Source organism: Vibrio nigripulchritudo (genome assembly GCF_027924785.1).
In the GTDB taxonomy this organism is placed as follows: domain Bacteria; phylum Pseudomonadota; class Gammaproteobacteria; order Enterobacterales; family Vibrionaceae; genus Vibrio; species Vibrio nigripulchritudo.
Genome location: NZ_AP027049.1, coordinates 3,296,040 through 3,310,024 on the forward strand (window position 1 = coordinate 3,296,040; position 13,985 = coordinate 3,310,024).

Annotated in this window: 11 protein-coding genes and 1 other annotated feature; of the genes, 2 read left to right on the plus strand and 9 right to left on the minus strand. The window is 46.1% G+C overall.

Going from position 1 to position 13,985, the window contains the following annotated elements:
• Nucleotides 1-7: 7 nt before the first annotated feature.
• From thrC to thrA, 3 genes are read right to left on the minus strand one after another with little or no spacing between them, the layout of a single operon-like run.
• The gene (thrC, locus tag QMG91_RS15045) at nucleotides 8-1,291 is read right to left on the minus strand and encodes a threonine synthase (protein WP_281827456.1); all 1,284 of its coding nucleotides are present in this window, start codon (nucleotides 1,289-1,291) and stop codon (nucleotides 8-10) included.
• Nucleotides 1,288-2,244, minus strand: coding sequence for a homoserine kinase (gene thrB / locus QMG91_RS15050; protein WP_022593907.1), 957 nt, complete (start codon nucleotides 2,242-2,244; stop codon nucleotides 1,288-1,290). The genes thrC and thrB overlap by 4 nt, the downstream gene beginning before the upstream one ends.
• A gap of 2 nt (nucleotides 2,245-2,246) precedes the next feature.
• The gene (gene thrA / locus QMG91_RS15055) at nucleotides 2,247-4,706 is read right to left on the minus strand and encodes a bifunctional aspartate kinase/homoserine dehydrogenase I (RefSeq protein WP_022593905.1); all 2,460 of its coding nucleotides are present in this window, start codon (nucleotides 4,704-4,706) and stop codon (nucleotides 2,247-2,249) included.
• A gap of 29 nt (nucleotides 4,707-4,735) precedes the next feature.
• Nucleotides 4,736-4,858, minus strand: a sequence feature (Thr leader region).
• 365 nt (nucleotides 4,859-5,223) lie between these two features.
• Between thrA and QMG91_RS15060 the strand changes: the two genes are divergently transcribed.
• A complete protein-coding gene (locus QMG91_RS15060; protein WP_004397831.1) occupies nucleotides 5,224-5,697 on the plus strand; it encodes a hypothetical protein in 474 nt (157 codons plus the stop codon).
• 39 nt (nucleotides 5,698-5,736) lie between these two features.
• Here the strand turns inward: QMG91_RS15060 and QMG91_RS15065 are convergent, their stop codons facing one another.
• Together QMG91_RS15065 and QMG91_RS15070 are read right to left on the minus strand one after the other, a co-directional pair.
• Nucleotides 5,737-6,222, minus strand: coding sequence for a putative 4-hydroxy-4-methyl-2-oxoglutarate aldolase (locus QMG91_RS15065; RefSeq protein WP_004397829.1), 486 nt, complete (start codon nucleotides 6,220-6,222; stop codon nucleotides 5,737-5,739).
• A gap of 132 nt (nucleotides 6,223-6,354) precedes the next feature.
• Entirely contained in the window at nucleotides 6,355-6,747 is a 393-nt protein-coding gene (locus QMG91_RS15070) for a DUF3293 domain-containing protein (RefSeq protein ID WP_281827460.1), read from the minus strand.
• Between the two features lie 328 nt (nucleotides 6,748-7,075).
• Here QMG91_RS15070 and arcA point away from each other — a divergent pair, with 328 nt between their 5' ends.
• Entirely contained in the window at nucleotides 7,076-7,792 is a 717-nt protein-coding gene (gene arcA / locus QMG91_RS15075) for a two-component system response regulator ArcA (RefSeq protein ID WP_004397825.1), read from the plus strand.
• 80 nt (nucleotides 7,793-7,872) lie between these two features.
• On the opposite strand, the gene QMG91_RS15080 is transcribed toward arcA, so the two are convergent.
• The 4 genes from QMG91_RS15080 to QMG91_RS15095 form a co-directional block, all read right to left on the minus strand.
• On the minus strand, nucleotides 7,873-8,328 hold the full coding sequence (locus QMG91_RS15080) for a hypothetical protein (protein WP_022609822.1): 456 nt from the start codon (nucleotides 8,326-8,328) through the stop codon (nucleotides 7,873-7,875).
• A complete protein-coding gene (gene arcB / locus QMG91_RS15085) occupies nucleotides 8,325-10,688 on the minus strand; it encodes an aerobic respiration two-component sensor histidine kinase ArcB (RefSeq protein ID WP_281827464.1) in 2,364 nt (787 codons plus the stop codon). Before arcB ends, QMG91_RS15080 begins: the two co-directional genes overlap by 4 nt.
• 107 nt (nucleotides 10,689-10,795) lie before the next feature.
• Nucleotides 10,796-12,529, minus strand: coding sequence for a sensor domain-containing diguanylate cyclase (locus QMG91_RS15090; RefSeq protein ID WP_281827466.1), 1,734 nt, complete (start codon nucleotides 12,527-12,529; stop codon nucleotides 10,796-10,798).
• A gap of 103 nt (nucleotides 12,530-12,632) precedes the next feature.
• Nucleotides 12,633-13,571: a TIGR01212 family radical SAM protein gene (locus tag QMG91_RS15095; protein WP_281827468.1), complete on the minus strand. Its 939-nt coding sequence runs from the start codon at nucleotides 13,569-13,571 to the stop codon at nucleotides 12,633-12,635.
• Nucleotides 13,572-13,985 lie beyond the last annotated feature (414 nt).

Here is a 13,985-nt window from a genome sequence, read left to right on the forward strand (position 1 = left end):
AAAGCGTTTACTTCTGAACTCGACGAAGTACAGCTTTCAATGCATCGAAGTTGTTATCTAATTCTTCAGACAACAGCTCCATCGCCGCGTGTTTTGCAAGCGGACCAGGAACATCTATGTCTGTTTCCAGAATATCATCAACCACTTCTTTGAATTTCGCAGGGTGAGCAGTACACAGGAACAGACCAGTTTCACCTTCTTGAAGCTGCTCGTCCAGAACGCGGTAAGCGATAGCACCGTGTGGTTCACACAGATACCCCAGCCCATTCAGATTGCGTACCGATTCCGCACTTTGCTCGTCGGTTACTGCGCCCTTACCTAAAGTATCCAGCCCCCAGCCTTTAATCTGGCATAGCTCTTCGATTCGCGGCCAGTTATTTGGCTGGCTGACGTCCATCGCATTCGACGTAGTCGCCACGGTTGGTTTTGGATCCCACTTACCCGTTTCCAGGTAGCGTGGCACAGTGTCATTAGCATTGGTTGCCGCGACAAAGCGTTTGATGGGTAAACCAATCGCTTTTGCCAGCAAACCTGCAGTCAGGTTACCGAAGTTACCACTTGGTACTGACACCACCAGGTTTTCGCGCTCTTCTTTGCTCATTTGAGCTGCTGCTTCAAAGTAGTAGCAGATTTGAGCCATCAAACGGCTGATATTAATAGAGTTTGCTGAGTTAAGACCGATCTCTTCACGCAGTGCTGCATCATCAAACGCGAGCTTCACCAACGACTGACAGGCGTCAAAGTCGGCATTGATCGCTACGGTGTGAATGTTTTTGCCCAGAGTACAGAACAGTTTCTCCTGCATTGGGCTGATTTTGCCTTTCGGGTATAGGATAACAACGTTGATGTTTTCCATACCGTAGAAAGCATGTGCCACTGCCGCACCTGTATCACCAGATGTTGCTGTCAGGATTGTGATTTTGCCGCCGTCAGACACTGCAGCTAAAGATTGCGCCATAAAGCGACCGCCAAAATCTTTAAATGCCAGCGTTGGACCATGGAACAATTCCAGCGCATAAACGCCATCTTTCACTTGCTTGATTGGCGCAGGGAACTGGAATGCGGCATCTACAAGTTGGTTCACTTGCTCTGGCGATAATTCTTCACCAATAAAAGCAGAGAGGATCTTGCCACTACGCGTGACAAAATCTTCGGCAAGTAGTGCATCGACATCTTCAAACTTGGGCAATTCTGAAGGGAAAAACAGACCTTGATTACGGCCTAGTCCCTGGCGCACGGCTTGGCCAAAGGACACTTGTTCGTCATTTTCTTTGATGTTGTAAAGCTTCATAGCTCACTTCCTGTTACGGTCGAACCCTGTTTGTCTAAACGGCAAACGTGAACGAACCCTTCCTCATTTTGTACGTAATTCTGTTCTAGCCAGCGAGCAACTCGCTCAGCGACATCTTTTTCTTTGCAAATACTAAATAGCGTCGGACCACTGCCTGAAATACCAGTTGCCAGCGCACCTGCTGTTGCAGCGTATTTGCGAGCATCAGCGAAGCCAGGAAGCAGTTTCTCACGATATGGTTCTGCGATCACGTCTTTGATCATCTTGGCTGCCAATTCCGGTTGATTGGAATGACAGGCATGAATGAAGCCTGCCAGATGACGACCGTGCGCGATTATGTCTTGACGGCGGTATTGCGATGGTAAAATCTCACGCGCTTCAGCAGTGGATACCTTAATTCCCGGATACGCCATCACCCAGTACCAGTCGTCGAAGCAAGGCACTTCCTGTGAAATAATACCAAGCTCTTCCAGCATCAACTGAACACCGCCCAAGTAACAAGGTGCAACGTTGTCATAATGGACACCGCCAGAAATCTGTCCTTCCATTTCCCCCATCAGAGCCAGCAGCTCTGTTTCATTCAGAGGGTTTTCATGGAATTGGTTTAAAGCGTCCAACGCGGCCACAATAGAACATGCACTGGATCCAAGACCAGAGCCAATCGGCATGTTCTTTTCCAGAACCATGTGCACAGGCTTCAGTTCGACGTTCTTTTTATCCAGCTCGCGTGCAAACACACGCCAGCAATCATAAACAATGTTTTCTTTCGGATTCGTTGGCAGTTTGCTGACAAAATCTCCAGCTGTATCCAACGTAAATGCTTCGCTGCCCTCTTTCACAAGGACGCGATCCCCAAGCAAGGTACCATCAACCGGGGACACGGCTGCCCCCAGCACATCGAAGCCAACACTCACGTTGCCGATAGAGGCAGGAGCATAAACCACTACACTCATTTTTATACTCCTAATTTCCAGCCTAACGTACGCATCACATCCGCGAAGACACCTGCAGCGGTTACTTCTGTACCCGCGCCGTATCCGCGCAGCACCAATGGAATTGGCTGGTAGTAACGGCTGTAGAATGCCAGGGCATTTTCGCCATCTTTAATCTTGAACATTGGATCGTTTTCATCCACTGCCGCAATGCTCACTTTGCACTTTCCGTCCAGAATTTCACCGACATAGCGAAGCACTTTCCCTTCTTCTGCCGCTTTCTTAGACAACTCACTGAAATGCGCATCCGCTTCTGGCAGACGAGCCATAAACTCTTCCACACTTCCGCTGTCATCAAAACCCGGAGGCAGAGCCGCTTCTACAACGACGTCGTCCAGCTCAAGTTCTAAACCAGATTCACGAGCAAGGATCAGAAGTTTGCGTGCCACGTCCATACCCGAAAGGTCGTCACGTGGGTCTGGCTCAGTAAAACCGTTGTCTTTTGCAATGTTAGTTGCCTGACTCAAAGTCATGCCTTCGTCCAATTTGCCGAAGATGTAAGACAGTGAACCAGAAAGAATACCGTTGAATTTCTCTAGCTCATCACCCGCAGAGATTAGGTTTTGTAGGTTCTCGATAACCGGAAGACCTGCACCTACCGTCGTTTCGTACATCAGCTTGCGGCGAGACGCACGCGCCACATCGCGAAGTTGGTGGTAGTACGCCATGCTTGCTGTGTTGGCCTTTTTGTTTGGCGTAACAACGTGGAAACCTGCTGCAAGGAAGTCGGCATATTGATTAGCGATGTTTTCGCTAGACGTACAATCCACCAGCACCGGGTTGATGATGTGGTTACGCTGTACAAGTGCAATCAGACTGGCAAGGCTGAACTCTTCCGACGCGTGAGTCATTCGATCACGCCAGTGGTCAAGCGGCAGACCTTTGCTATCTAGCAGCAAGCCTTTGCTGTTTGCTAACCCACAAACCCGTATTACGATGCCTTTGTCTGCCAGTTTTGCTTGCTGACGCTGGATCTGATCCACCAGCTCACCACCGACTCCACCAACACCTACCACAAATACATCAAGGAAGTGCTTAGAGTTAAAGAGGTTTTCGTGACACGCTTTGATGGCTTCAGACACTTTATCTTCAGGAATCACTGCAGAAATGGCACGTTCAGAAGAACCCTGTGCGATAGCCACTACGTTAACGTTCACTTCCGCTAATGATGCGAAGAAGCGAGACGCAACACCGCGAGAGGTACGCATACCATCACCAACCAGAGTAACGATAGCTACATCATTCATAAACTCAACTGGCTCTAGCAAGCCATCTTTGAGCTCAAGTTCGAATGCATCACTAAGTACCTGTTCAGCTTTAGCTTTATCCGCCTGTTCGATGCAGAAACTGATGCTGTACTCAGAAGAAGACTGGGTGATAAGAACAATAGAAACGCCTGCAGATGACATCGCGCCAAACACGCGGCTCGCCATGCCCACCATGCCTTTCATGCCAGGACCTGACACGTTTACCATGGTCAGTTTGTTCAGGGTCGTGATACCTTTGATCGCTAGGTTATCTTCACCTGTATCCTGACCAATCAACGTACCCGCACCTTGTGGGTTAAAGCTGTTTTTGATCAGACACGGAATATGGAACTGCGCGATAGGTGCAATGGTTTTTGGGTGAAGAACGGAAGCGCCGAAGTAAGACAGCTCCATCGCTTCTTGGTAGCTCAGAGATTTAAGCAGCCTTGCATCGTCAACCAAGCGAGGGTCACAGTTGTATACACCGTCTACGTCTGTCCAGATTTCACAACATTCTGCGCGCAAGCACGCTGCCAGAACTGCCGCAGAGTAATCGGAGCCGTTACGACCAAGGGTTACCAGTTCACCTTTCTCATTTCCAGCTGTAAAGCCAGGCATGATGTAAACATGATCTTCAGGAAGAGGGTTAGCACGGAAGTTATTGGTTGAGACATCAACATCGACCATAGCTTCAAGGTGGTCGCCTTTAGCAACAAGGTATTCAACTGGGTCTATTAGGAAAGAAGGATGACCTTTTGCTTCCAGTACAGCTTTCATTAGCTGAATGGAAATGCGCTCACCTTTACTGATGATGCGGGCATTAACATTATTTGGGCACATACCCAAAAGATTGATGCCATGTACAAACTGACGAAGCTGACTCAGAGAGGTCTTCAACTGATTGTTGAAACCCGCGCTTTCCAAATTCGGTACTTGCTTCTGTACTTCGTCAAACAGCGATTGAAGAGAAGACTCCAGCTCCGCGATTTGCAGATCCGCTTCGCCATTTCTGAGTGCACCTTCAATAACTGACACCAATTTGTTGGTGGTTTTTCCTGGGGCAGACAGCACCACTGCCACCTGCTCTTGCTTCGCGTTATTAGCAATGATGTCTGCCGCTCTTAAAAAGCGATCAGCATCTGCCAACGACGATCCACCAAACTTTAAAACTCGCATCCCTTCCTCCGGTATATTTTAAACCTGCATAAAAAAAGGCCTGTATCTTGTGGGATACAGGCCTTTTCTTGAAATTTCTTTCGCTTAACAGCCCGCCCCAACAGTTATAATGTCGGTAATAATAATGGTGGTGGTTACTGTTGTGCGGTGATTAAGCATGAATAATTTTTTATCTTACTGTGTACGTGTGTTTGCTTAACTTTACGTTTACCGATTTTCCTCGTCTGAGTCAATGAAAAGATTATTTTTTTTACCTTTCCCTCGGTATTTTATGCAAGTTTAAATAGAACGATGAGCCTTAATTCATATATCAATCAATAAATTATCAAGCCTTGTTCTTCAATAGCCATACGAAATCATTGAAATTGTGCATACGTCAGAAAATCGTCATTCTTTGACAAAATGCAGTGATTGAGTGAGTATGATCCCAAAGCGCGATCAATCTCTAAAAAAAGATCGTGGGTACACATCAGATAAGCTATATTCACTAAGTAGATTATTCAGCAAGGAGGCAGATATGAAGAAACCACTTCTCATTTTGAGCCTGCTTGCAATGCCTGCTATTTCTCAAGCAGAAGACCTACCAAGTTTAACGCCTGAAAAGCCATCCTCGCACAATTGGTTTATCTCAAGCCAGGCACAGCCTAATACACAGTTTGATAGCTGGCAGATAGACAGTGGCTATTCCTATAACCTGTTTGATTCTGTCGATGTTTATGTGGGTGCCAGTATCACCAACTCTGAATCCCCACGCTACAACGGCTTTTTAAGTGGTGTGAACTACAAGTTCAGTGAATCTTTCTCGGTGAACAGTAGCGTTCGTGCAACTAAGCCTTACGAGCAAGACAGCCTAAACCCTCAGCAAAAGCTTATCTCTGCCGAAGTATCCAGCCGATTAAAACTGTCTGAAAACCTCGACTTGCATGCCACATTAGATTATGAAGAAATTCAAAAAGGTGGGGTGGAAGTTGGTTTAGGATTTCGCTTCTAAACCAACCTCGGTATTTCCGCTTTCTGCGGTCTGATGATCTTAAGTTACTTTCAATTCTTTCTTCGAAATAACGATGCCATTCCAATCAGAATACAGGTAATCACCTGGTTGTATCATTTGCCCCTGAATAGTCAGACCAACATCGATTTCACCGATGTCTCGTTTTTCCGTTTTGAATGGGCAGGTTGTCAGTGCTTTTACTCCTAAGTCCATTTCTGACATGGCGCCAACATCACGCACCGCTCCCCAAATCACGACCCCTTCCCACTGATTGTTTATTGCAGTGAGAGCAACTTGATCGCCCATAAGTGCACGTTCACTTGACCCATTTCCGTCCACGACCAGCACTTTTCCTTTGCCGTTCTCATTCAAGGCTTCTTTAACCTTAGAGTTATCGTGATAGCAACGAACCGTGACAATTTCGCCCCAGAACGCGCCTCTTTGACCAAAGTTCTGCAATGGCAGATCCAGTAAGGTCAGTTGGTCTTCGTACTGATCACAAAGATCAGGCAGTAAGTCTTTCATGGTTCCTCCTTGAGATTATGTTGCTTCTTTAACTATATACCCAACTACCTGCACCGCTTTGATATAGCGTGAGATAGAGAGCAAGCTCACATTCGATTAGGTTATATCCATTGCCCTATATATTTCATGGTGTTAGCGAACGAATCTCACTTTTTCGCTAAACGTACCGGCACTCATTTGTTCTCCGCTCACAAAAACCAGAAACAGCTCTCCATCCTCGATGTAGTAGATGGCATTCTGCTCATAGCGTTTGGCTAGCTCTATCGCTTTTTGTAGTGATATTTCTACAATGTAGCTTTCTTCACACCACTGCTTTGTTTCATCTCCGGCCAATACTGGCTGGTGAACATGCTCTGTAAGGTCGGCTTCCAACTGCTTATTTCTTAAATTGTTGTCGAAATCCGAAACCTTTTTACTTCTTGGATTACAGGCAGTTATTACACAAAACTGATGAAATGCGATCGGCTTATCAGTGTAAAAATATGTTGCCAAATACGCTTGTATGAGGGAGCTATCAATCTGCATAAAAAATTCAACTTTTTATATACATTTACTATCTATTCTTGTTAGTTTTCTTCTATTGATATAAATCAACAAAGTGAATGGAATTGGTATTTGGGCGTTGTTAGCAAGCTGTTAACAATATAAAATCCAGTTCAACAATCGGCAGAAAGCAAGCATGACATAGGATTTGGTCTTCTTAAAATCAGACTTCCAAGGACGGCGTACCGCGTGAAGGTGGTGTTTTTTTGCGTAGTATCGTTTATTATCAAAAACACTTTACCTGTATGTTATTTTTCTGCCTAGAATTTATTCTATTAGCACAGTTTTAGTTACAATTTAGGTACCGCCAATGCAAACCCCGCAGATTCTCATCGTTGAAGATGAGCAAGTAACCCGCAATACGCTGAAAAGCATTTTCGAAGCAGAGGGATATGCTGTCTATGAAGCAAGTGATGGTGAAGAAATGCATCGTGTACTTGCCGAAAACCAAGTGAACTTGGTTATCATGGACATCAACCTACCGGGTAAAAATGGTCTGTTGCTAGCACGTGAACTTCGCGAGCAAGCTAACGTTGCCCTGATGTTCCTGACAGGTCGTGACAACGAAGTTGATAAGATCCTTGGTCTGGAAATTGGTGCAGATGATTACATCACCAAGCCATTTAACCCTCGTGAATTAACCATCCGTGCTCGTAACCTTCTGAACCGCTCGATGACCAACGGAGCTGTACAGGAAGAAAAACGCAGCGTTGAGAAATACGAATTTAACGGTTGGGAACTCGACATCAACAGCCGCTCGCTAGTGAGCCCGGCTGGTGACAGCTACAAGCTTCCGCGCTCTGAATTCCGTGCACTGCTTCACTTCTGTGAAAACCCAGGCAAAATCCAAACCCGTGCTGACCTTCTTAAGAAGATGACAGGTCGTGAGCTAAAACCACACGATCGTACTGTTGACGTAACTATTCGTCGTATTCGTAAGCACTTTGAGTCTGTGGCAGACACGCCAGAAATCATCGCGACTATTCATGGTGAAGGCTACCGCTTCTGTGGTGACCTGGAAGAATAATACGATTCCAGATATTCAAAAGCCGATGCATCTGCATCGGCTTTTTTTGTTTTTTCGAAAACCTCTAGGATCTTTAAGGTCTAGTAAACGCTATCTACTTTTACTGCTTCCTGAGTCAGCCAGTAGTTTTTTTCCGAATCAGTAAGCTGTAAACCAACGTCCACCTTTTCAGCTTCATCCAATGGCATATCCGTACTGAATGCCACCTCCCAGCGGTTTTCACTGTGGTTTCTTACATCAATTGCCTCAAGCTCAACCCATTGAGACATGTCTCCTTGCTTGATGATCAATGCCTTAGCATCCAAGTGAGCAGGTAAGTCATCACGACCATCCAGATACAAAGCGCCATGTAACATGTGCCCCTGTTCACCCTCTATACCTGGCATTTTATTCAGCCACAAGTTCACCGTCATACGAACCGTTGTACCGGCAACTGTCTCTTGTGCCGTCGTCTTTTCCCACGGCACTGCGTTAGAATCTTGATGTTGAGCGCACCCAGCCACAGCTAACACCGCCACTAAAGCCAGCTTTTTCATTGTTGTTTTCCTTTTTCGTTTTCTAACCACGCTTTAAGAATATCGATATCGTGTTTATAGCCACCCCGGATTTCTTCAACCCAGTCATGGATGTTTTCCCACCAGGCAGCAAGTTCTGGTGATTGTGCTTTCTGAGCCACACTCTGAATATGTTTGAGTCCAATCGACCCAGCAGCCCCTTTGATCTTATGAGCTTCAGATACGATGCCGTCTTGATCTTTTGCCATCATATTGGAGTCCAACACTTCCATGTATCCCGGCATCATGCTTTCAAACAGCTTAATGCTCTCAAGGACAGGTTGTGTACCGACGATACCGACGTAGGATTCTAACATCTCTAAATCCAAAATCTGACTGGTGAGCTGAGTTTCTGAAGATGGACTAACTTCCGGCTCTTCATTGCACACTTTTTCATCAACCACGGAAGGAAGATCGGACAGAGCTAATGCTTTTTTAATTCCTTTTACAGACAAAGGTTTACTGATGACTTCATCCATCCCTTTGCGAAGGTAATCGGCTTTGTCTTTTAGAACATTGGCGGTTAAGGCAACCAAAGGCGGCAAGTGTTTGTAGTGCTCTCGGAACGATGACGCCACATCAAATCCGGTCATGTCTGGTAGCTGGATATCGAGCAGAACAAGATCATAGTGTGTCGGCTCAAATTTGGCGATGGCTTCTTCACCTGTCATCGCAACTTCCACACTGTGACCCAGGCTCTCAAGCAAGGAGCGAGCAACAGTGATATTAAGTTCGATGTCTTCCACCATAAAGATGCGCAGAGACTGATTAATGTGGCTATCAATGATGGATTCATCACTGTCGATCTCTACCAATGGGGCTTTCAATGTCACGGTAAATGTACTGCCAAAGCCTTCTTCACTGGCTGCTTCGATGTCACCACCCATCATGTTGATTAACTGACGGGAAACGGCCAGACCGATACCCGTGCCTACTGCATGTAGATTGTCTTTACCCGATTTCACCTGATAATACATGGCGAAGATCTTCTCTAACTCCGCTTCCGGAATCCCAATCCCCGTATCTTCAATCTCAATGGTGATCTCGGCATGGTCATCAACAATGTCGGAACTGACACTCATGACAACGCCACCTTCTTTGGTGAATTTCATCGCATTGCTGATCAAATTCCAGAGCACCTGACGAAGCCTGGTGGCATCTACATCAATTCCTGATGGCAGCTCGGTCAGTCTTTCTAAATCAAACCGCAGTCCTTTCTGCTCAGCCATCAGGCTCGACAGACTTTCGATCTCTGCAACAAACTCGGTGAAATCGAGTGGTTTAGGGAAAAGTTCGAGCTTGCGACGATCAAACTTATCCATATCAATGATGTCATTGAAAATATTGCCCAAACTCACCGCGCTTACATTGATGGTCTGCATGTACTGGCGCTGTTCCTGCGACAGCTTGGTGTCGAGTAACATGCGGCTTAAACCTACAATGCCGTTGAGAGGAGTACGCAGTTCGTGACTGATGGTCGAGATGAACGTCGTTTTGTCCTGACTCGCTTTCTCCAGTGCATCCTGATATTTCTTACGTTCAGTAATGTCACGACCAAACCCTACCAGACCAAGGTGTTTCCCTTCTTTACTGTAGAAAGGCACCTTACGCAGTTCGAAATACGCTTTGCGTCCATCTGGGTATTCCAGCCACTGTTCGTAAGTCAGCGAGTTGTTGTTCGAGAAGACCTGCTCATCGGTTTCCACTACCTGTTGCGCCACTTCTTTGCTGTAAACATCCCACGGAGTCAGCCCAACCAGGTCATGCTCTCGCTTACCGGTCAAATCTTCCATCGCGCGGTTACAACCCGAAAACTCACCCTTGGCGTTTCGGTAGTAAATCAAGTCTGGAGAGGCATCGATGAATGAGCGTAAAAGTGCGGTTCTTTCTGCCAGTTCCACCTGAGCTTTTTCTCTCTGAAAAACCTCGCTTTCCATGTCTCTCAGCAATTGCTCTCTGGCAACTTCCACTTTTTGTCGTTCTTCAATCTCCAGATTCAACTGAAGAATGTTCTCCTGAAGCTGCTGGTTTAGCTCCTGATCTCGTGAACGCATGTCTTTGAGTTTTGAAACCAGCTTGGACAGGCGCTGTCGGGACTCTTCGAGCTGATCAACGACAACAGAAAGGAAGTACACCGCCCAAGGTGTAATCAGAAGACCAAAGAAAACGGAACGGATTATGTCGATATCATCAACCATCCCCTGTAAGGCGAGCGTAATACCAACCTGAACAAATACGGCGAGGGCAACCAGTGCCAAAGCGAGAAGAATAGAGAAACGCACAATACCCAGTTTGACCAACAGGTCGACATAGTATTGCGCCAGATTCTTAATCGGCTTCATGAAAGCTCCGTTTAAAATGAAGAAAGCAGCGCACAGAAACCCGTATTGTAACGGGAGTTGGGAGAAGAATCTTAATGACGCCTCACATCCGCGCTAACACAATGAAATCAAACCATTTGGGATTGATTACGCCCTTTTTGTTTGGCTTTGTAAAGCGCCTGATCTGCCATAGAAATGAGCTGACTAGGCATTTCTGTAATAGCGGGAACACAAGAGACGATTCCAATACTGATGGTGATCCGGTCGGAAACTGGCGAATGCTCATGGGCGATGTTTAAGTCGTGTACGCTTTGCTGAATGTTTTGCGCAACGTTGATCGCCCCTTCAGAGCTGGTATCCGGCAGAATAAAGGCAAATTCTTCACCACCGTATCGCGCAACGCAGTCAGAGGAGCGTGAAAGCACTTTTTCAAATGTCGCCGCCAGTTCAATTAGCGCCGAGTCGCCACGCTGATGACCGTAGTTGTCGTTGTAATCCTTAAAATGGTCAACATCACAAAGCATGACGGTGAGGGATTTTTGCTGACGAACGTGTAAGCGCCACAGCAATTCCAGTTGCTCGTCAAAGCGACGCCGGTTGGCGACTTTGGTTAATCCGTCGATAAAGCTCAGTTTTTCCAGCTCCCGGTTCGCTTTTTCCAGTTTTTCTTCCACTAGAAAACGTTCCGTGACATCACGTGCCATGACCAGAACGCCATTCGTACCTGAAGCTGGGTTACGATACGGTGCTTTCACTACGTCATACCAGATTGTGTCACCACTGGTACGCTCAACGCGGTCGATGTAGCGTAAGGTGGTACCTTCCTGCATGACCTTGTCATCGCTGTCTTTGTATCTCATGTAGGCATCGCGAGAGACAACTTCTTCGACTCGCTTGCCAATCAGATCATTTGGTTTTGCCACGCCAAGCGCTTCCACATAAGGCTGGTTACAAGCTTCGTAAATTCGATTTTGATTGAACAGACCAATAGGGTCCGGGCTGGCTTCAAGTATCGACTGCAGTATGGTGTCTCGCTGCGCCAATGCGATTTCCGTGTCTTTACTGCGCTCCATCTCGTCGCGAAGTGCCTGCTGGGTATGGTGCCAGTCTGTCACGTCGTAACTGATACCTATAGTGCCAATGACATCGCCGTTATCGTTGGTCAGCGAATTCAATCGAGTTTCAAGCAAGCACGATTGACCGTCTTCAGAAGTCGTCCAGCGCTGCTGACTGTGTCTTTGTCTGCTTAGCTGTCTGGCGCTGTTTTCACCTTCCTCTGCCCGACCTTTCCAAAACTGTTCAAACGCACGGTTGGTTCCCATTAGCTCGCCCACTTTGTCGGTAAAGAAAACAGGCTGGGAAATAGAATCTAATACTCGTTTTGCGATCACTAAAGATTGCTGAGCTTCTGTCTGTTCACGTTCAGAAAGCTGGTAGGGAGTTAAGTACGTTATCCAGACACTTTTGCCCTGATAGCGCGTTTTGCGTCCGGAAAAGGTCAAAACGATATCGTGATGTTCAGAGAGAGACAGGTTGTGATGAAATGTAGATTGACGAGACTTTGCGTTCTCGTTCATCAGCTTAATGAGCTCATCATTCGAAACCGTATCTGGCAAAAGGTATTTTTCGCCTACCCGACGAATTGCCAGAAGTTGCAGGGCTTCTGTATTGGCATCCAGAACACAGCCAGATGATGCATCTAATGCAACCATTGCCGTTGGAGTATCATGCAGCAAAGTGATGAGCTGTCTATTGAAATGCAGGCGGGCTGCTAAAGCCAATGATGCTCCAGCCAAGATTGCCACTATATCAATTCCAAAACCATGGGTGTTATCCCAGAGCCAGTGAACAAAGTCTTCCATTATGATATTCGCCTGTTTTGCATCCTAGGATTGTACACAAAAGCAGGCATTCGTGTTCAATTGAATTCGTAGTTCTGATGAATTGAACTTCAATTATTGAGCTTTAAATATTTGGCTTTACATACTCAAACGGAGACCCGATTAAGCTGCCCTGTACACCAAGCTTATCAAGCGAACGACCAATTTCCGTCATCGCCAGCCAACGCTGTTCACACCAATTCGGTGCCAATAAGGTCGGTTTTCTCGCAGATGCACTGACACGGTGATACACCACCTCGGGAGGCGTTCTTCTTATCATTTCAGAGGCAATGTCGACATACTTATCCATTTTTGGAGCATTCATTCGCCCTGCTTTCCAGCTTTTGGCCATGATACTCCCCTCTACTATATGAAGGGGATGAAGCTTGATGCCATCAGTACCTACGTCAGTTACTTTGTCTAACGTATCCAGACAGGTGGCTTTATCTTCACCGGGCAAACCGACAATTAGGTGAGTACAGACCTTTATTCCCAGTGCCCGTGCCTTTTTGGTGATTTCAGCATAGCACTCAAAATCGTGCCCTCGGTTAATTCTCTTGAGGGTTCTGTTGTTTGCCGTTTGTAAACCTAGCTCAAGCCAGATCTCAAACCCTTGACTCACATACCCAGAAAGAAGTTCCAGTACCGCATCGGGAACGCAATCTGGTCTGGTTCCGACGCAGAGCCCAACAATGTCTGCGTACTTCAGCGCTTCTTCATACATGGATTTGAGCACCTGAACTTCGGCATAGGTACTGGTGTACGCCTGAAAATACGCCAGATACTTTTTGGCACGAGTCACCTCGCCCGCTCTATCAGTTAGCTGTTCCTGGATGCTTTTTACCTGTGCCTGTTCATCAGCAAAGGACGCGACGTTGCAGAATGTGCATCCACCCACGCCAATCGTACCGTCACGGTTTGGGCAACTGAATCCTCCATGTAAGGTCAGCTTATGGACTTTCTCACCATATCGACGCTGTAAATCTTGCCCAAGTGTATTTACTGATTCATGCAACTGCTTCATGACTTTTCAAATTGCCTCAACAAAAGAATCTTCTTTTAGCCTGAAAACCCAGTGTCATATGAACAAAAAAACATCAAACAAGAATCATTCTCATCTGTGTAATTAAATTACAAAACACCGAAAATTATCACCATATTTTAGAAGCACGAAAAAGCTGGATTACGGACAAAAATCAATAAAGATGCAGAAAACACAGGAAAAAGTGCAGATGTTATCGTTTTGTTAAGCTAAAACTGCATAAATCCGCTGAAAAAATGTGCATTTCAAGTAAACTTTGAATGGCTTTTGCCATTCCAAAAATGTAGGATAGTTACACAAATCACGTTTTTTTGAGCAATGTCGGCCAAATAAAGAACGCGAATTAATCGGAAGATATCCACTCCCCTCAATACAAACGCCTAATAATCAGGCAAT